The organism is Micromonospora sp. BS32 (assembly GCF_059089345.1).
In genome coordinates, this window is the sequence record NZ_JBSSHR010000002.1 from 444,451 (window position 1) to 462,804 (window position 18,354).

Annotated in this window: 15 protein-coding genes; 7 read left to right on the top strand and 8 right to left on the bottom strand. The window is 72.2% G+C overall.

Going from position 1 to position 18,354, the window contains the following annotated elements:
* The first annotated feature begins 114 nt into the window (after window positions 1-114).
* A complete protein-coding gene (locus AC5RWQ_RS04845; protein WP_494281510.1) occupies window positions 115-1,605 on the top strand; it encodes a glycosyltransferase family 87 protein in 1,491 nt (496 codons plus the stop codon).
* Between the two features lie 16 nt (window positions 1,606-1,621).
* Here the strand turns inward: AC5RWQ_RS04845 and AC5RWQ_RS04850 are convergent, their stop codons facing one another.
* Complete coding sequence (locus tag AC5RWQ_RS04850; protein WP_494281511.1) at window positions 1,622-3,649, bottom strand: hypothetical protein; 2,028 nt, start codon at window positions 3,647-3,649, stop codon at window positions 1,622-1,624.
* 5 nt (window positions 3,650-3,654) lie between these two features.
* Window positions 3,655-4,437, bottom strand: a complete 783-nt coding sequence (locus AC5RWQ_RS04855) for a deoxyribonuclease IV (RefSeq protein ID WP_494281512.1) — start codon at window positions 4,435-4,437, stop codon at window positions 3,655-3,657.
* A gap of 561 nt (window positions 4,438-4,998) precedes the next feature.
* Here AC5RWQ_RS04855 and rpsF point away from each other — a divergent pair.
* The 4 genes from rpsF (at window position 4,999) to rplI (ending at window position 6,649) form a co-directional block, all read left to right on the top strand.
* Window positions 4,999-5,289 (top strand): 30S ribosomal protein S6, encoded by a 291-nt coding sequence (gene rpsF, locus AC5RWQ_RS04860; RefSeq protein WP_067301247.1) that lies wholly within the window; start codon window positions 4,999-5,001, stop codon window positions 5,287-5,289.
* An 81-nt stretch (window positions 5,290-5,370) separates the two neighbouring features.
* Entirely contained in the window at window positions 5,371-5,907 is a 537-nt protein-coding gene (locus tag AC5RWQ_RS04865; RefSeq protein ID WP_494281513.1) for a single-stranded DNA-binding protein, read from the top strand.
* Between the two features lie 41 nt (window positions 5,908-5,948).
* Window positions 5,949-6,188, top strand: coding sequence for a 30S ribosomal protein S18 (rpsR, locus tag AC5RWQ_RS04870; protein ID WP_007073789.1), 240 nt, complete (start codon window positions 5,949-5,951; stop codon window positions 6,186-6,188).
* Window positions 6,189-6,202: 14 nt separating this feature from the next.
* Window positions 6,203-6,649, top strand: a complete 447-nt coding sequence (rplI, locus tag AC5RWQ_RS04875; protein WP_334487876.1) for a 50S ribosomal protein L9 — start codon at window positions 6,203-6,205, stop codon at window positions 6,647-6,649.
* A 111-nt stretch (window positions 6,650-6,760) separates the two neighbouring features.
* Here rplI and AC5RWQ_RS04880 read toward each other — a convergent pair whose 3' ends face one another.
* Window positions 6,761-8,296, bottom strand: coding sequence for a hypothetical protein (locus AC5RWQ_RS04880; protein ID WP_494281514.1), 1,536 nt, complete (start codon window positions 8,294-8,296; stop codon window positions 6,761-6,763).
* Window positions 8,297-8,692: 396 nt separating this feature from the next.
* Here AC5RWQ_RS04880 and dnaB point away from each other — a divergent pair, with 396 nt between their 5' ends.
* The gene (dnaB, locus tag AC5RWQ_RS04885) at window positions 8,693-11,512 is read left to right on the top strand and encodes a replicative DNA helicase (protein WP_494281515.1); all 2,820 of its coding nucleotides are present in this window, start codon (window positions 8,693-8,695) and stop codon (window positions 11,510-11,512) included.
* A gap of 88 nt (window positions 11,513-11,600) precedes the next feature.
* Window positions 11,601-12,410 carry an inositol monophosphatase family protein gene (locus tag AC5RWQ_RS04890; RefSeq protein ID WP_494281516.1) on the top strand — a complete coding sequence of 270 codons (810 nt, stop codon included), beginning with the start codon at window positions 11,601-11,603 and terminating at the stop codon, window positions 12,408-12,410.
* Between the two features lie 49 nt (window positions 12,411-12,459).
* On the opposite strand, the gene AC5RWQ_RS04895 is transcribed toward AC5RWQ_RS04890, so the two are convergent.
* From AC5RWQ_RS04895 to AC5RWQ_RS04915, 5 genes are all read right to left on the bottom strand, one after another.
* A complete protein-coding gene (locus tag AC5RWQ_RS04895) occupies window positions 12,460-13,134 on the bottom strand; it encodes a maleylpyruvate isomerase N-terminal domain-containing protein (protein ID WP_494281517.1) in 675 nt (224 codons plus the stop codon).
* A gap of 79 nt (window positions 13,135-13,213) precedes the next feature.
* The gene (locus AC5RWQ_RS04900) at window positions 13,214-13,618 is read right to left on the bottom strand and encodes a TFIIB-type zinc ribbon-containing protein (RefSeq protein WP_494281518.1); all 405 of its coding nucleotides are present in this window, start codon (window positions 13,616-13,618) and stop codon (window positions 13,214-13,216) included.
* A gap of 30 nt (window positions 13,619-13,648) precedes the next feature.
* The gene (locus AC5RWQ_RS04905) at window positions 13,649-14,281 is read right to left on the bottom strand and encodes a phosphoribosyltransferase (RefSeq protein ID WP_494281519.1); all 633 of its coding nucleotides are present in this window, start codon (window positions 14,279-14,281) and stop codon (window positions 13,649-13,651) included.
* Window positions 14,282-14,291: 10 nt separating this feature from the next.
* Window positions 14,292-15,587, bottom strand: a complete 1,296-nt coding sequence (locus AC5RWQ_RS04910; RefSeq protein WP_494281520.1) for a glycosyltransferase 87 family protein — start codon at window positions 15,585-15,587, stop codon at window positions 14,292-14,294.
* Window positions 15,584-18,136, bottom strand: coding sequence for a putative bifunctional diguanylate cyclase/phosphodiesterase (locus tag AC5RWQ_RS04915; protein WP_494281521.1), 2,553 nt, complete (start codon window positions 18,134-18,136; stop codon window positions 15,584-15,586). The genes AC5RWQ_RS04910 and AC5RWQ_RS04915 overlap by 4 nt, the downstream gene beginning before the upstream one ends.
* Between the last annotated feature and the right edge of the window lie 218 nt (window positions 18,137-18,354).

Here is an 18,354-nt window from a genome sequence, read left to right on the forward strand (position 1 = left end):
CCGCGCGACACCGCCGACGGCGGCCGGACACCCGTCCGGTCGCCGTCGGGCTTTTTCCACCCGTTGCCTCCGGGGTGGGACGGGAGCCCCCGTCGTACGGCAGGATGCCTCTCCATGAGCACCCAGTCGACGGCCGGCATCGACGACGCCGGGACCAGCGACCACCCGTCCCGCTCGGACGGCTTCGTGCGCGGTGCCGCCGAGCTGATCGGCGGCCCGCTCGGCGACCACGCGGTCGCCCTCGACCGGCCCGCCGGCCGGGAACGGCGGTTCTGGACCGCGACCCGGATCGTGCTGGCGCTGGTCTGCCTGACCCTGGCGCTGCACTGGGTGCAGAAGTCCCCCTGCCAGGACGGCGCCTGGCAGAACAACGTGCAGTACACCCGGCTCTGCTACACCGACGTGCTCGCCCTCTACTACGCCGAGGGCCTCAACGAGGGCAAGGTCCCGTACCGGGACCACCCGGTGGAGTACCCGGTGCTCACCGGCTACATGATGGGCGCGATCGGCCTGCCGGTACACGCCCTGGGCGCCGACGACCCGCAGCTCAACCAGGGGCAGTGGTTCTACAACCTCAACGCGCTCACGCTCAGCGCGTTGGCCGTCGCCACGGCTGCGGTCATCCTCGCCCTGCGCCGCCGACGACCCTGGGACGCCGCGCTCTTCGCGCTGGCCCCCGCGCTCTTCCTCACCGCCACCGTCAACTGGGACTTCCTCGCCATCGGGCTGGCCGCCTTCGGGCTGGCCGCCTGGGCGAAACGCCGTCCGGCGACGGCCGGGGTGCTGCTCGGCCTGGCCGGCGCGGCGAAGATGTGGCCGCTCTTCCTGCTCGGGCCGATCCTGGTCCTCGCGCTGCGCGCCGACCGGCTGCGGGCCGCGCTGACCGCCGTCGGCACTGCCGTGGTGGCGGTCGTCGCGGTCAACGTCCTCCCCGCCACGGCCTACCCGGACAACTGGGGCCGCTTCTTCGATCTGAACACCACGCGGCCCATCGACTGGGGCACGCTCTGGTACGTGGGGCGGTACCTGGACGGCAAGGTGAACAGCGGTGGCCCCGGCGATCAGGGGCCGTTCCAGTGGTTGAACACCCACATCCCGACGTTGAACTACCTGTCGTACGCCCTCTTCGGGCTGGCCTGCCTCGGCGTGGCCGCGCTGGCGTTCTGGGCGCCGCGCCGGCCGCGGCTGGCCCAACTCTGCTTCCTCGTGGTCGCCGCGTTCCTGATCTTCAGCAAGGTCTGGTCACAGCAGTTCGTGCTCTGGCTGCTGCCGCTGGCGGTGCTGGCCCGCCCCCGCTGGGGGGCCTTCCTGGCCTGGCAGCTCGCCGAGGTCTGCTACTTCGTCGCGTTCTACGGCGAGCTGCTCGGCGCCTCGACCACCCGGCCGGTCTTCCCCGAAGGGGTCTTCGTGCTGGCCGCGACGCTGCGGCTGGGCACCGTCGCGCTGCTCTGCGTGCTGGTGGTCAAGGAGATCCTGCACCCGGAGCGTGACGCGGTACGCCAGACCTACGCCGACGACCCGGACGGCGGCGTCCTCGACGGCGCCCCCGACGCCCCCTGGCTCCCCGCCCGCCGGCAAGGCCCTGCGCTCTCCCCCGCCAACTGAGCCGCCCGAAGCCGCCTCAGAGACGGAAGACGACCGCGTTGCCGACCTCCTCGCGGGTGATGCCGAGCCGGTCGACCGGCGCGTCGACGGTCACCTCCCACGGCGTGCCGACGATCTGGTCGCGCAGCACCACGACGGTGCGCACGCCCAGGGTGCGCAGGTAGTCGACGCTGGTCTGGTCGGGGAAGGAGAGCGTCACCCGACGCACGTCGTCCTGCAGGGTCGGGGTGAAGCCGCTGCCGCCGTTGACCAGGTCCTGGAACCAGCTGGTCGACCAGAGCATCACCGGCTGGTCGAGGTTCTGGCTGCTCGGCAGCACCAGCATCGGGCCGTCCACGGTGCGCATCGCCGCCGGCTGCTCGGGCACCACCGGGTGCGGCGTGTTGTTCAACCCCTCCACCAGCACCAGCAGCAGCGGCAGCAGGATGACCGCCCGCAGCCACGGCGACGGGCGGGCCGGGGCCCGCTCGGCGGAGATCTCGCGGACCCGCTCGGCGAAGGCGGTCACCGCGCCGGCCGCGAGCAGGCCGAGCAGCAGCGTCGCCCAGAGCATCATCCGGCCCGGGGTGCGCAGCCCGTTCCAGCCCGGGAGGTGGTCGAAGAGCGGCACGTAGGTGACGGCGCCGCCGAAGAACCGGGTGCCCATCGCCAGCACCATGGTGCCCAGGACGCCGGCGAGCAGCAGCAGCCGGTGCCGCACCCGCCAGACCGAGAAGAACAGGCCCCCCGCGGCCAGCGCGTAGAGCACGTAGCCCGGCAGCAGTGTCATCTCCGGGTGCCAGGGCAGCGCGGCCCGCGCCCCCTCGTGCAGCGCGCCCCAGACCCGGGACTCGGCCGGCGCGGTGAAGAAGCCGCTCACCGGCGGGGAGTAGACGGCGATGTCGCCGATCGTCCGCTCCGCGTTCGGGTGCTGCTCCGCGACCTTGAAGTACGGGATGGCCAGCAGCGCGCCCACGCCGGCGAAGACCGCGGCACCGACCAGGTCCGCAGCGAGCAGCCGGCCGCCGAAGGGACGCTTCACCGGGCGGACCACCCAGCGCCGCAGGCACCAGGTCACGGTGGCGACCAGCACGATGCTGGCGAGGAGGTACGCGAACGGCAGCCCGATGCCGAAGCCGAGGCTGAGCTGCCAGGCGGCCACCAGCCAGCCGGTGTACGTCCAGCCCTCGTGCCGGCGCTCCGGGCGGTAGCCGTACCGCAGCGACCAGCCGTGCCCCCGGGCCAGCATCGCCAGCGCCAGCGGGATCCCGCCGTTGGAGACGATGTGCAGGTGGCCGGCCTGGGCGAGCAGCCACGGGGCGTACGTGTAGGTGACCCCGGCCACCGCGGCCCCGCTCCGGCCGGCGCCCAGCTGCCGGGCCAGCACGTACGCCCCGAACGTCGCCACCGCGTGGGCCAGCACGAACATGATGTTGTAGCGGAGCACGGCGGCGTCCGGGCCGGTGCCGATCATGCCGGCCGGGGCGTACCCGAGCAGGGTGTCGGAGAAGGCGAAGCTGTACACCTCCGGGAAGAACGTGTTCGACTGCCACAGCTGGCCCGGGTCCGTCCGCAGGATGTGCCCCGACCAGGCCATCTGCCACGACTGGAGGCTCGGGTCCCAGTAGTCCTGCGGCAACGTGTAGAGCGGGTAGCGCAGCGTCGGCCAGGTCATCGCGACGGCGACGGCGAGAGAGCCGAGCAGGGCGAGCGTCCACTCGTGCCGTAGCAGCCGGCCGACCGCCCGGGCGGCCCGGCCGACGCGGCCCGGCGTCGCTTCGGGGGCGGGGGCGAACGCCGACCACGGGTCGGGCTCCGCGCCGCCGTCCTTCTTCTCCCCGTCCTTCTTCTCCCCGGCCCCGGCCTCGGCTTCCCCGTCCCCGGTCTTCCCGGCGGGCTCGGCCGAACCCTTCCCGCCCGGGCGGGGGCCGTCCGCTGCGACGCGGCCGGCGTCGGCGGAGGGATCGGCGTCGTCGGTGGTGCCCGTCCCGGTGGCGGAGGGCCGGTCGCCGGCCCCGCCGGGCTGGCCGGTCGGCTGGCCGCCGCCGGTCGCGTTCGTCGTCATCCGGGTCAGGCCTCCACGCCGAGCTGCTCGCGCAGGAAGGCGATGTCGTCGCGCTGCCCCGCCGCGCCACCGGGCGTCTCCACGATCACCGGCGCGCCGGCGGCGCGGATCACCGCCACCACCAGCTCCGGGTCGATCGTGCCGCCGTCGAGGTTGTCGTGCCGGTCCTGCCCGGAGTTGAACCCGCCCTTGGAGTTGTTGGCGTGCACCAGGTCGATCCGGCCGGTGATGGCCTTGACCCGGTCGACCAGGTCGAGCAGCTCCTCGCCGCCGGCGTACGCGTGGCAGGTGTCCAGGCAGAACCCGACCTCGTGGTCGCCGAGGGCGTCCCAGAGTCGGGCCAGCGCGTCGAGCCGCCGGGCGCAGGCGTTGTCGCCGCCCGCGGTGTTCTCGATCAGGACCGGCAGCGGGAAGCCGCCGGAGTCGGCCGCGTACGCGAAGGTCTTGCGCCAGTTGTCGAAGCCGACGGCCAGGTCGTCACCGGCGTTGACGTGGCCGCCGTGCACGATCAGGCCCTTCGCGCCGATCGCCGCCGCGGCGCTCGCGTGGCCGAGCAGCAGCTTGCGGCTGGGGATCCGGATCCGGTTGTTCAGCGTGGCCACGTTGATGACGTACGGGGCGTGGACGTAGACGTCGACCTCGGCGGCGCGCAACCGGTCGGCGTCCTCCCGGGGTTTCGGGGCCTTCCAGCCCTGCGGGTCGGAGAGGAAGAACTGCACCGCGTCGGCGGAACGGGCGGCCGCCTCCGCCAGCGGGTCGGTCGGGTCGACGTGGGCTCCGATGCGCATGCAGGCGAGCCTACGTCGCGTCCCCGACAGCGTGGGCCACGGACGCGGGGAGTCGCGGCGAGGCGTTCCGGGCCTGCGGCGTCACCGGGACGGGTCGGTGGTCGTTGACCGGGTGGGATCGACCTCCGGCTCTCGCCGGACCCGACGGGCTACCACCGCGACTGCGAGAAATGTCAGACCAAATAGTCTCATTTCGGCAAACAGGTGACGAGTGTCGTTGTACGGTCGGACAACAACAGGAAAAGCTCCGCGGGGCGTCCTCGATCCAACCTCATCGGTGTGGTCGTTCCTCCCCAGGTCCCACCCAAGGAATGCGGACGGGACGCCCCGCGGCCTCGTGGACAGGGGTCCGCCACCGGCCTTCGGGCACCGGGGGCGGGCCCCTGTCGCCGCGCCCGTCCGGCCGGCCCGGCCTGCCCGGGCATGATCGTCCGGACCGGGTATCCTGGTCAGGTTGTCCGCGTCCGGCCGGGTTCCCCCGGGCCCCGGAGCGGGCAGCGACGCACGACCTCCTGCCACGGAGGGACCGTGGCCGCATAGCCCACAGGAGGTGAGCACGTCTTGCGTCATTACGAAGTAATGGTGATCCTCGACTCCAGCCTCGAGGAGCGCACCGTCGCCCCGTCGCTCGACACGTACCTGAACGTGATTCGGACCGCGGGTGGCTCGGTGGAGAAGACCGATGTGTGGGGCCGCCGGCGCCTCGCGTACGAGATCAACAAGAAGGCCGAGGGCATCTACGCCGTCATCGACCTTCAGGCGACGCCTGAGGCGGTGGCTGAGCTGGACCGTCAGCTGCGGCTCAACGAGTCCGTGCTGCGCACCAAGGTCATTCGGCCGGAGATGCGCTAAGCATTCAACCCCCGGTTCGCCCGGATCAGCCTCATCGATGCTGTCGCAGGGCTCTGAGAGCCTGTACGACAGAACTGATGAGTGCGCGAGGAGATGGTCATGGCAGGAGACACCACCATCACGGTCATCGGCAATCTGACCGATGACCCCGAGTTGCGGTTCACCCCGTCCGGTGCGGCGGTCGCCAAGTTCCGGGTCGCTTCGACGCCCCGGTTCATGGACAAGACCACCAACGAATGGAAGGACGGCGAGCCGCTCTTCCTGGCCTGCACCGTGTGGCGGCAGGCGGCGGAGCACGTCGCCGAGTCGCTCCAGCGGGGCGCCCGCGTGATCGTCTCGGGTCGGCTGCGTCAGCGGTCGTACGAGACGCGCGAGGGTGAGAAGCGCACCGTCATCGAGCTCGAGGTCGACGAGATCGGCCCGTCCCTGCGCTACGCCACGGCGAAGGTGCAGAAGATGGCGCGCTCCGGTGGCGGAGGCGGTGGCTTTGGTTCCGGTGGCGGTGGTGGCCAGGGTGGCGGCGGAGGAAACTTCGACGACCCCTGGGCTTCGGCCGCGCCCTCTCCGTCGCGCTCCGGTTCGGGCGGCGGCAACTTCGACGAGGAGCCCCCGTTCTAATGGCGCCGAGCGCCCGCGATCGCAAACCAGGAGCAAGGTCAATGGCCAAGGCTGCGGCACTTCGCAAGCCGAAGAAGAAGGTGAACCCGCTCGACAAGGACGGGATCACCTATATCGATTACAAGGACACCGCGCTGCTGCGCAAGTTCATCTCCGACCGCGGCAAGATCCGCGCGCGACGGGTGACCGGCGTTACCTCGCAGCAGCAGCGGCAGATCGCCCGTGCGGTCAAGAACGCCCGTGAGATGGCGCTCCTGCCGTACACCGCCACGGCCCGCTGAGAGGAGGCACCGACATGAAGATCATCCTGACCCAGGAAGTTTCCGGTCTCGGTGCCCCCGGCGACATCGTCGAGGTCAAGAACGGCTACGGCCGTAACTACCTGCTGCCGCAGGGCTTCGCGATCAGCTGGACCAAGGGTGCGGAGAAGCAGGTCACGGTCATCAAGCGGGCCCGCTCGGCCCGTGAGATCCGCGACCTTGGCCACGCCAACGAGGTCAAGGACCAGCTCGAGGGTCTGAAGGTCAACCTGAAGGCCCGCGCCGGTGACGGTGGTCGGCTCTTCGGCTCGGTCACCCCGGCCGAGATCGTCGACGCCGTCAAGGCGGCCGGCGGCCCGACCCTCGACCGTCGTCGGCTGGAGCTGCCCGGTCACATCAAGTCGACCGGCTCCTACCCGGTGCGGATCAAGCTGCACCCCGAGGTGAGCGCCAAGTTCGACCTCAACGTCGTTCAGGGCTGACACCCACCGCACGACGGAAAGGCCCGCACCGGACTCCGGTGCGGGCCTTTCCCATGTCCGGACCGGGCGACAACAACAGGCCGCCCGACGCGGGCCGGCGCGTCCGGCCGGTCAGCCGATCGGCTGACCGGTCACCGCGCTGATCAGCACGGTGGAGAGACCGCCCCCCACCACCGCCGCGGCCAACGCCACCGTCGCCGATCGCCAGGTCGTCCCGACCCGGCGCAGCAGCATCGCGACGACCAGGCTGCTCAGCAACGCCAACCCGAACCGCGGCGCCCCCGCGATCAACGAGCCGAAGGCGTGCGCCCGTGGCGAGTCGCACCCGCCGCCGCTGATGTCCGTGACACAGCCCGCCGGCGCCTGACCGTCCAGGGTCAACAGGAACACGAAGACCAGCAGCGCCGGCACCAGGTAACACGCCGCGGTGTAGACCAACGGGCGGAGCGGACCCCCGGGATCCGGGTCGAGCAGGTCGTCCTCGAGCCGTCGCTGCCAGACCCCACCGCCGATCCGGTCCCGTAGCGACCCCGGACCCGCCGCCCGATCCGCATCCACCGACGTCACCCGGCGGGGCGAAGTCCGTGGCCGCGGGGCCGTGTAGGCGACCGCCGGTGAACGCGGAGCGGACTGCGGCGAATCCATCCACCTCGGATCGTCCCCGGCCAGGCGGGTCCCCGACCAGAACCCCTCCGGCTGCTCCGACCAGGGCCAGCCCTCGCCGGCCCCGGGCTGCGCCGACTGCGGTGGCTCGGTCCGGTCCCACCGGCCGGCGTCGGTACGCCCCCGCCCACTGGTATCGACCGTGGTGCCCCACCGGCCGCCGTCGGTCCGATCCCACTGGCCCGTGTCGGTGAACCGGTCCCACTGGCCGGTGCTGTCGCCCTGGTCCCACCGCGCGGCGGCAGTCGACCCGCCCCACCGGTCGTCGGACTCCCCGCGCTGCCAGGTGTGTACGCCGGACGCGTCCCACGGATCGACCGCCGGCCGGTACTCCGGCTCCGGCTGTACGCCGCGACCCCACCCGTCAGCCGGACGAGACCAGGCGGAATCCGTGGTGGCGCGCCGACCGCGCCGGAAGGGTTGTTCGACGCCCCGGTCGGGGGACGGCCCGGGATCGACCTCGGACTCCTCCCCACCCGACCAGATCACCTGCGGACGGCGGGACGGCGACCGGCGGGGGCGGGCGGGCGGCAACGCCCCGGAAACCGGGTCCTCCTCGGCCATCTCGGCCCGGCGGCTGCCCACGTACCCCTGCTCCTGGGGGCGGTCGAAGGTCCACTCCTGGGTGTGGTCCGACTCCGGCGCGGCGCCGATCGCCCGCAGCTCGCCGCGCTCGCTCTCCCGGCGGCGAGCCGCCCGGCGGCCCGCCCCGGAGACCGGAGGGTCGTCGTCGTCGGAGGCGGCGTGTCGGCCCCGACCGTCGGCGTGCGCGATCCCCGACTCCGTCGCCCAGCGTGGCAGGTAGGGGTCGACCGGCTCGTCCTGGCCGCGCTCGATCGCCCGGCGCCGGCTCGGCGTCCGGTAGCGGTCCACACCGGAGGTGTACGGATCGGCCGGGACCGTGTCGCCGAGGTCCTCCCAGGGGGCGATCGGCTGACGCCCGCGCGGGGTGCCCTCCCCGCGCTCCCAGTCCCGGTAACTCACGGCCGGAGCGTGACCCTTCTCAACCGAAAGTGCAATCCGCTGTCCAGGTGTAGCCGTTCGCAGCAGATAGTACGGGAAAACCGGCCCGACAGGCTCACCGGAAATTTCTCGTCCACAGGGTGGGGATCATGTCTGCGCAGGTCAGAGCCGATCCGCCAGGAATTCCCCAACGGTTTTCCACAGCCTGTGCACACGCTGCGCACATGCTCGTCCACCGGTGTCCACAGGTTGTCCCGAGGCTCGTCCACCGGCGTGGTTGGGGTCTGACCTCGGGTTCCGTATCGTGGGGCACCGACCGGTCGCGCGATGCCCCCCGATCGACCGGACCGGGCCGATCGGAAGTTGTCGCACCCCACGGGTAGAGCTGGTAGTCGACGTTGCAGTGGAGGGGGATCCGTGTCGGTCACCGACGACATGCGGGCGGAGCCTCGAGCTGGCGGGCAGTCGCCCGCGCCGGCCCCGCGTGACGGGCACTTCGACAAGACCCCGCCCCAGGACGTTGCGGCGGAACAGTGCGTCATCGGCGGCATGCTGCTCTCCAAGGACGCCATCGCCGACGTAGTCGAGATCATCAAGACCACCGACTTCTACCGGCCGATCCACGCCACCATCTTCGACAAGATCCTGGACATCTACGGCCGGGGCGAGCCCGCCGACGGGATCACCGTCGCGGCCGCCCTGGCCGACTCCGGCGACCTGGCCCGGGTGGGCGGGGCCCCTTACCTGCACACCTGCATGGCCGCCGTTCCCACGGCGGCCAACGCCGCCTACTACGCCCGGATCGTCGGCGAGCGGGCGGTGCTGCGCCGGTTGGTCGAGGCCGGCACCCGGATCGTGCAGCTCGGCTACGGCACCGCGGCCGGCGGCAGCCGCGACGTGGACGACGTCGTCGACCTCGCCCAGCAGGCCGTCTACGACATCACCGAGCGCCGGGTCAGCGAGGACTTCGCGGTGCTCGCCGACATGCTCCAGCCGACGCTGGACGAGATCGAGGCGGTCGGCGCGCAGGGCGGCATGATGACCGGCGTGCCGACCGGCTTCACCGACCTGGACCGGCTGCTCAACGGCCTGCACCCGGGGCAGTTGATCATCGTGGCAGGGCGCCCTGGCTTGGGCAAGGCGCTCGCCCTTGATACGCCGCTTCCGACCCCCGACGGCTGGACGACCATGGGCGAGGTGACGGTCGGCGACCAACTGCTGGCGGCGGACGGCACGCCGACGACGATCACCGCAGCCTTCGACGTCCGGTACGACCGCCCCTGCTACGAGGTCGAGTTCTCCGACGGCAGCGTGATCGTCGCCGACGCCGAGCACCTGTGGAAAACCTCCACCCGGGCCAGCCGCCGCCAGCCCGAGCAGCGGTTCCGCAGCCACTGGCCGGAATCGTCCCTGGCGAAGGTCCGGACGGCGGTCGCCAATGTCGAGGCCGATCCCCGCCGACTGGTCACGCTCGCGCAGACGCTCGAACTCGTGGGCCCTGAGTTCAGGAACGTCCTGCACACCGTGGCACGGCAGGTCGGTGCCAATGGGCGGATCAGCCGTCCGGTGAACCGGGCGGGGAAGGTGCGGAACTGGACCGCGCCGGGCTACCCGGCCGGGCCACTGCTCGCAGGGCTGCGGGAACGCGCCGAGCGGCAGGTCAACGCGGGTGCCCGGGTCCAGCACGAAGGCGTGGTCACCACCGCCCAGATCGCCGCGACGCTGCGTACTGGGACGGACGGTCGGCTCAACCACTCGGTGCAGAACTGCGCCCCGCTGCAGCTGCCGGAGCGGGAACTGCCCATCGGCCCGTACACCCTGGGGGTCTGGCTCGGCGACGGGCACACCGGCGCCAGCCGGTTCACCACGGCCGATCCGGAAATGATCGGGTACGTCGAGCAGGACGGATTCGTGGTCCGGCCGAGCGGGCCGATGGTCTACACCATCCTGCTTCCCGTGGTGCCCGCGCCGGCCGATCGCCGCTGCGTGGACTGCGGCGGCAGCAGCCGAGCGTTGCGGGAGAATCCGGGGACCCGGCGGTGCGCCGAGTGTCACCGGCAGCGCGGTTCATTCCTCGGGCTGCTGCACGGCCTGGGTGTCGCTCTCGAGAAGCGCATCCCCCATGAGTACCTTCGGGCCTCGGAGCGTCAGCGCCGCGCGCTGCTCGCCGGCCTGATGGATACCGACGGCACCGTGGCCCCCACCGGGAACCTGCAGTACACCTCCACCTCCGAGCGGCTGGCCGAGGACGTCCGCGAGCTCGTGGTCAGCCTCGGCTACCGGTGCACGGTCAATCGAAAGTCCGTAGCTGGACGGAGCGAGGCCACATCGACGGCGTACACGCTGAACTTCTCCACGCCAGATGTGGTCTTCCGACTCGAGCGGAAGCGGAGAGCGCAGGCGGCGCGACGCCGTACCAGTTCGGACGTCCGGACCGCCACGCGGTTCATCGTCGACGTGCGGCCCGTCGCCAGCGTGCCGGTCCGCTGCGTGACCGTGGACAATCCGGAGCACCTATACCTCGCGGGTCGGGCGATGATCCCGACCCACAACAGCACGGCGAGCATGGACTTCGCGCGCAACGCCGCAATCCGCGCCAATCAGGCGGCGGCGATCTTCTCGCTGGAAATGAGCAAGGTCGAGATCGTCATGCGACTGCTCTCGGCCGAGGCGCGGGTGCCGCTGCACGTGCTGCGCAGCGGGCAGCTCTCCGACGACGACTGGACCAAGCTGGCCCGCTGCATGGGCGAGATCAGCGAGGCGCCGCTCTTCGTCGACGACACGCCGAGCATGAACCTGATGGAGATCCGGGCCAAGGCGCGCCGGCTCAAGCAGAAGCACGACCTCAAGATGATCGTGGTCGACTACCTCCAGCTGATGACCTCGCCGAAGCGCACCGAGAGCCGACAGCAGGAGGTCGCCGACCTGTCCCGTGGCCTGAAGCTACTGGCCAAGGAGGTCGAGTGCCCGGTGATCGCGGTCAGCCAGCTGAACCGTGGCCCGGAGCAGCGTACCGATAAGCGTCCGCAATTGTCTGATTTGCGCGAAAGCGGCTCAATTGAGCAGGACGCTGACGTGGTGATCCTTTTGCACCGCGACGACTACTACGACAAGGAGTCCCCGCGGGCGGGCGAGGCGGACTTTATCGTCGCAAAGCACAGAAATGGTCCGACCGACAGCATCACCGTGGCCGCGCAGCTGCACCTGTCGCGCTTCGTCGACATGGCCATCGGCTGACGCACCGGCACGACGAGTCTCCGGCACGGTTCGCCGGCTGGATCGAGGCGGGCAGACGTCCCTGCCATGGATCGAGCAGGATGACCACATGGAAAGCGATCTTCCGCTCGCTCGGCGGTCGGCTCTCGCCGGGGCCACGATCGGGCTGCGGTACTTCGCGGCCCTCGCCGAGCTCCCGCTGGAGCTGAAGTCCGACGGGAGCGTGGTGACCGAGGCGGATCGTGCCGTGGAGGCCACCATCCGAGGAGTGTTGGCCGAGGCGTGCCCCGACGACGCCGTCCTGGGCGAGGAGGCGGGCGCGACCGGTGCGGGTAGCCGCCGCTGGATCATCGACCCGATCGACGGCACCGCGATGTTTGTCGCCGGCGACGACCGTTGGTTGGTGCTGGTCGCGCTCGAAGAGGAAGGCGAGATAGTCGTCGGGGTGGCCGTGGTTCCCGCTCAGGGCCGGATCTGGTGGGCCGAGCGAGGCGGTGGCGCCTTCACCGCGGACGTCGCCGGTGACGGCGTGGCCCACGCACGCCCGATCACCGTCGCCGGACGAGCCCAGGACGCGCTGGTCAGGAGCCGGCTCGGGGTGATCCCCACCGACGACCAGCTCTTTCCGGCCGAACGCGAGATGATCAAAGCGTTGAGCGCGCAGACCGTGCCCACCCCCTGGCGTACCCACGCCGCGCTCCTCGTCGCCGAAGGACGGTTGGACCTCGCCGTACAGACTCGGGGACAGGTGTGGGATTTCGCGGCCACCTCGATCATCGTCGAGGAGGCCGGCGGCTGGTTCAGCGGCCTGGACGGGCAGCGGCACCCGAGACCCGGCCCGGCGCTGTTCGCGGGCAGCGCGGTGACGCATGCGGCGGCCCTGCAGACGTTCGCGAGACCGGACCGGCCGCTGACCTGACCAGCACCTGAGTGCGTCAGTACGGAGTGCCGGCCGGGTGTGCGGAGCGTCAGCCGATCAGCGGGAACCAGCCGGCGGCCTCGCCCAACTCCCGCCGGTCGCGGTCGGTGAGCGCCTCCCGGCCGGCGGCCTTGAGCAGGTACTCCGCGTCGTCCCAGCCGGTGGGGCGGACCGTGTCGTCGCTGAGCAGGCCGTCCATGGTGGCCACCGCCACCGCGGTGGCGAGCTCGCCGGGCGGCGGCGCGGCGGCCAGGTCGAGCACCAGGTCGAGGTGGTGGAGCACGGCCTCGGTGGTCAGGGTGGCCAGGAAGTCGGGTACCCGCAGCACGTGACCCTGGGTGGTGACACAGCTGTCCGGATCGGCCTTCGCCGCGGCGCGGACGGCGGCGGGGGCGGTGTCGGACCAGACCCGGACGACACCGCTGGGGCGCTCGAAGGCGGCGGCGGACCGGCGGGCCCACCAGGCGTGCCGGGCCCCGTCGACGTCGCCGCCGGGCGGGAAGGACCGCCAGTAGCTGACGTCGTCGACGTCGGGCGGGCCGTCGGCGGGGCTGGCCAGGGTGATCAGGCAGCGCTGGGCGTCGCAGAGCAGGTGGAAGAGCAGGTCGGCGACGAGCCAGCCGCGGCAGCGGGTGGGGCGTTGCAGATCGGCATCGTCGAGGTCGGCGACGACCCGGGTGATCCCGTCGTACGCCTGCGCCAACGCGAGGTGCTGCCGCGTCATGCCGCCCAGCCTGCCACGACGGTGGCGGGTCGGCACGCCGACCGGACCGGCGCGGGGGCCGGCCCGGTAGGCGCGGTGCTCAGCCGAACATCTCGTCGAGGAAGCTCTTGTGCTTCTTGCGCTTGTAGTGCCCGTGGTAGCCGTAGTGCTGCTGCCCGCCGTGCCCGTACGCGGGCTGCGGCGGGTAGCCGTGTGCGGGCGGTGGCGGGGGCGGCGGGGGCACGGCGCCGTAGCCCGGCTGGTGCGCGGGCGGCGGCGGCGGGGCGTACCCGCCCTGGACGTGCTGCGGGCCGGGGGTCGACGCCGGCTGGCCGGGAGCCGCGCCGGTGTGCTGCTGATTCCAGTTGGCCTCGGCCTCGAAGAGTTTCTCGAGTTCGCCGCGGTCCAGGAAGATCCCCCGGCATTCGCTGCACTGGTCGATGACGACTCCGCTGCGCTCGTACTGGCGCATGTCTCCGTGACACTTGGGACAGGTGAGCTGCATCGCTCGACGGTACCCGGTCTCGGCGACCGGTCAGGCGGTGGCGATCAGCGCCTCGCTGACCTCGTCGTCGCTGACCTCGTGGAAGTCGTCGTAGTAGGCGCTCACCGCGCCGAACTCCGGTGGCCGCTGCGCGCAGATCACCTGGTCGGCCTCGGCGGCCAGCATCTCGTACGCCTCCTGTGAGCCGACCGGCACCGCGACGACGACCCGGTTGGCGCCGAGGTGGCGGGCGACCTGCACGGCGGCCCGGGCGGTGGCGCCGGTGGCGAGGCCGTCGTCCACGATCACCGCGGTACGCCCCGACAGGTCCAGTGGAGGCCGGCCGGCCCGGTAGCGGGCCTCCCGGCGTTCCAGTTCGGCCTGCTCGCGGTGTTGCACCTCGGCGATGGCGTCCTCGTCGAGCCGACTGGCGACGATGTCGTTGAGGACGCGGACCCCGCCGGGGCCGAGCGCGCCGAAGGCCACCTCGGGCGCCCAGGGCATGCCGAGCTTGCGGACCACCAGGATGTCCAGCGGCGCGCCGATCCGGTCGGCGACCACCCGGGCCACCGGCACCCCGCCCCGGACCAGCCCCAGCACGACGACGTCCGGCTGGCCGACCAGGCCGGCGAGGCGGTCGGCGAGTTGCCGGCCGGCGTCCTCACGATCGCGGTAGCTGCTCATGTCTTCAGGTCTACGCCCTGGAGAGCACCTGTGCCGGGGAGTCGGCGGAAACGGTCCCGGGTCGCAGCGCGGGCGCCCAGACCAGCAGGGCGAGCGGGTAGAGCAGGTAGCCGAATCGGGTCGACGGCATCAGCAGGATCGCCGCGAGCAACCCGTACCCGCAGATCAGGGCGGCGGCCGCGGCGGTGCGGGGCGGGCGGCGGACGAGCCGGACGGCGATGGCGACGCCGACCGCGCCGAGCAGCGCGGCGGCGAGCACCCGGCCGGCGGGCAGCGCGGTCGCGATCAGGTGGCCGGGGAACGGCGACTGGGCGGGGCTGGTCACCAGGCCGTGCCCGAGCGGGAAGCGCAGCACGTTCTCCACCAGCGCGTCCCGGTCGACCAGCAGCGCCGGCAGCAGGGCGAGCAGCGGCAGGCCGAGCGCGCCGGCGGCGACCCGGAGACCGGCCCGTCGGGCCGCCCCCCAGAACACCAGGACCAGGGCGACCGGCCAGGCGAAGAGCTTCAACGCCCCGGCGAGGCCGACCGCCACGCCGGTTGCGCCGGGGCGGTCGGCGGCGGCGAGGGCCAGCGCCAGCAGGCAGAGCGCGAGTACGGGCAGGTCGTCGCCGCCGGTGGCGAGGGTGAGCGCGCAGACCGGCAGGACGGTCGCCGCCTGCACGCCGCGCAGCACCGCCGCCGACGGGCCCTGCGCCGCGGCGCTGACGGCCGATCGGAGCGTCCCCGCCGCGAGGGCGAGGACCAGCGCGGTGACCAGGGCGAACCACACCCGGGAGTCGGTCCACCAGGCCTCCGTGGCGGCCCGGGGCAGCCCGAACAACGCCATCCCCGGCTGGTACGGGGTGTAGCCGAGCAGTCGCTCGTCGGCGGGGAGCGCGGCGATCGCGTCGTGCCCGAGGTAGGGGGTGCCGTGCTCGGCGAGGCGGATGCCGGCCTGCTCGACGACCACCACCTCCTCCTGCGCCCGGTCGGTACGCCCCGACGCCCGCTGCCCGGCCTGGAGCGCCAGCGGCAGCAGGGCGGTGGTCGCCCAGGCGAACCCGGTCACCAGCCACCGGGCGGTGGTGCCGCCCAGCCCTGGTCGCCGCCGGTGGAGCAGGAGTTGGGCGAGCACCAGCAGGGCGGCGGTCAGGTAGCCGACGGCGGCGACCCCGCCCCAGGCCCGGTGCGGCGGGAGGGTGGAGGTGGCGGCGGTGACCGCGGCGAAGGCCGCGGCGACGGCGTACAGACCGAGGTCGAGCCCGAGCCCGCCGGCGGCGGAGTCGACGGCCCGCCAGCTGCGGGCGGCGCGATCGGCGGCGGTCACGCCGGCAAGTGTGGCAGACCCGTCGTGCGGTTCCGTCCGGGCTGGCGGCGGCCGGGGGCGAGCCGGATCACGGCGCCGGTGTCGTGCAACGGTGCGACGAGAGTGCCGGCGCGCCCGCCGGAGCCGCGCTGAAGGGCGGCGAGGAGGCTGCCGGCGGGCAGCGGACGGGCGAAGAGGTGGCCCTGCCCGGCGCCGCAGCCCAGCTTCCAGAGCGCCCGGCGCTGCGGTTCGCTCTCCACTCCCTCGGCGACCACCGCGAGGTTGAGGCTGCGCCCCAGGTCGAGGGTGGAGCGGATGACCGCCGCCGCCTCCGCCGAACTCTCCATCGCGGTGACGAAGCTGCGGTCGATCTTGAGTTCGTGCACCGGGATGCGGGAGAGCAGCGAGAGCGACGAGTAGCCGGTGCCGAAGTCGTCCAGGGCCAGCCGGACCCCGGAGTCCCGCAACCGGCTGAGCACCCGGTCGACCACGTCGAGCTGGCTGAGGGTGAGCGTCTCGGTCAACTCGAGCACCAGCCGGTCCGGCGGCAGGTCGTGCGCCCGCAGCCGGGCCAGTACCGCACCGGGGAAGCGGGCGTCGAGCAGGCTGCGGGGCGAGACGTTCACCGACACCGGCAGGTCGAAGCCGGCGGCCCGCCAGCTGCCGGCGGCGATCAGCGCCTGGTCGAGGATGGCCTCGGCGAACGCCGGGAGCATCCCGGAGCGTTCCACCGCCTCGATGAATCGCAGCGGGTCGATCACGCCGTGGGTGGGGTGGTGCCAGCGGGCCAGCGCCTCGGCCCCGGTCACCGCGCCGGTGCCGAGGTCGACGATCGGCTGGAAGTTGACCGTGAACTCGTGGTCGGCGACCGCCCGGGGCAGCTCGCCGCCGAGGGTGAGTCGACCGAGGTCGGCGGTGTCCCGGGTGGGGGCGTACGTGGAAATCCGTTGGCCGGCCCGTTTGGCCTGGTACATCGCCACGTCTGCGCGGCGCAGCAGCTCGGGCACGCCGCCGCTGGCCGGGGCCGCCGCGATGCCGCCGCTGGCTTCCACGCTGATCCGCATGCCGTCCACGTCGATGGGTTCGTGCAGAGCGCCGAGCAGGGCCTCGGCTCGATGCGCGGCGACCGCCGGGGCGGGCAGGCCGCGCAGCAGCACGGCGAACTCGTCGCCACCGAGGCGGGCCACCAGGTCGTCGGGGCGGGCCACGGTCCGCAGCCGGTCGGCGACCTGTATCAGCACCTGGTCGCCGGCGGCGTGGCCGAGCGTGTCGTTGACCTCCTTGAAGTGGTTGAGGTCGATCAGCACCAGCGCGGTCACCCCTTCGGCGTGCCGCTCGGCGATCTGCTCGGTGCCCCGCTCCAGCAACTGGCGGCGGTTGGCCAGGCCGGTGAGCGCGTCGTGGGTGGCGGCGTGCGCGTGCTCGTCGGCCACCCGGGCCAGCTCGGCGTACGCCTGGGCGTTGCGGACCGCCGTGCAGAGCGCCGAGGCGAAGGTACGCAGGGTGTACTGCTCCCGCTCGTTGAGCTGCACCGGCCCGCGGAAGCGCAGCCGGAGCGTGCCGACGTCGGCGGTGCCGTCGTGACCCTCCAGCCGGGCGGTGATCACCGAGCCGTCGACGGTGCTCGGCTTGGCGGCCGGCCCGTCGTACGTGATGGCCTCGCCGGTGCCGCGAATCGCCCGGCCGCCGTCGCGCAGCGCGATCTCGACCTCGTCGGCGGAGAAGAGTTCGGCGGCCTGGGTGACCGCGGTGCTGAGGACCTTGTGCAGGTCGACCACGTTGAGGGCGTCCGTGGTGCGGGCGAGGCGCTGCCAGGCATCCCGTTCCGCCCGGTTACGTACCCGACTCGAGTAGGCGAGATGCAGGCTGAGGACCAGAGGTGGGACGACGATGAGGAAGCTCGGGTTGCCCTGCAGGATCAGCAGCGTCGCGAGGATGACGACGAAGCGGGCGACGATGCTGGCGAGCCGAAGGTCGTAGTGCTCGCGAAAGAGGTCGCGGGCCCGGGTGCGGGTGGCCAGGGCGATGACCGGGATGGTGAGGATCTCGTCGAGGGCGACGACCGTCAGGTACGCCCCGATCAGGGCGGGCAGGGCGTTGGTCAGTGGTCCGCTCCACGGCCAGTCCCAGCCGGCGAGGATCAGGACGATGCCGCCTGCGGCGGCGAGCAGGGTGTCCTTGGCGACACCGAAGGCGAGCTTGATGGGAGCGAGCCGGACGGCGGCTCGAGCGATTCCCACGCCGAGGCCGGTCGCAATGATGACCCAGGGTACGGGGGCGACGGCGAGACCGGTGATGAATGCGACCTCGGTCCACGAGACGCCGTGATTGGTGGCTCGGACGCGTATCCGGACGTTGACCGTGGCGCCGACGGCTACAAGAAACGTGAGGGTGGCGGCCTGGAGGATCTCATGGGGGGTTGATATTCCGCGGCGACCAATGGTCACGATGGCGACCAGCGCGGCGATCGCGGCCGAGAACACGACGAGACCGACAAGCAGCTGCAGCCGCTGATCGGTCCCATTGTCGCGTGCGTTGGCCGGGGTCACGTCGCATGCCTCCACGGGCATTCGTCACGATGCGTGCCTCGGTACTTTACGGCCTGATCAGGCCGTAAAGAAGGGAACTGCTCACAGCCAGTCGTGGACGCGCATCGGCTCGCCTCTCATTACGGGGGCCGCTTGCTGCGGGCCCGTTGATGAACCGATGGTATGGGATTTTGCTGCGGGTTGCGCCCGTTAAGTGTCCATATGCGCATATTACGCCAATGCGGCTGCTTCTTCTCACT

Coding starts and splice junctions, on each gene's coding strand:
- AC5RWQ_RS04845 (WP_494281510.1), top strand. CDS start 115: ATGAGCACCCAGTCGACGGCCGGCATCGACGACGCCGGGACCAGCGAC.
- AC5RWQ_RS04900 (WP_494281518.1), bottom strand. CDS start 13,618: ATGCAGCTCACCTGTCCCAAGTGTCACGGAGACATGCGCCAGTACGAG.
- AC5RWQ_RS04905 (WP_494281519.1), bottom strand. CDS start 14,281: ATGAGCAGCTACCGCGATCGTGAGGACGCCGGCCGGCAACTCGCCGAC.
- AC5RWQ_RS04850 (WP_494281511.1), bottom strand. CDS start 3,649: ATGACGACGAACGCGACCGGCGGCGGCCAGCCGACCGGCCAGCCCGGC.
- AC5RWQ_RS04915 (WP_494281521.1), bottom strand. CDS start 18,136: ATGCCCGTGGAGGCATGCGACGTGACCCCGGCCAACGCACGCGACAAT.
- rplI (WP_334487876.1), top strand. CDS start 6,203: ATGAAGATCATCCTGACCCAGGAAGTTTCCGGTCTCGGTGCCCCCGGC.
- AC5RWQ_RS04890 (WP_494281516.1), top strand. CDS start 11,601: ATGGAAAGCGATCTTCCGCTCGCTCGGCGGTCGGCTCTCGCCGGGGCC.
- rpsR (WP_007073789.1), top strand. CDS start 5,949: ATGGCCAAGGCTGCGGCACTTCGCAAGCCGAAGAAGAAGGTGAACCCG.
- AC5RWQ_RS04855 (WP_494281512.1), bottom strand. CDS start 4,437: ATGCGCATCGGAGCCCACGTCGACCCGACCGACCCGCTGGCGGAGGCG.
- AC5RWQ_RS04895 (WP_494281517.1), bottom strand. CDS start 13,134: ATGACGCGGCAGCACCTCGCGTTGGCGCAGGCGTACGACGGGATCACC.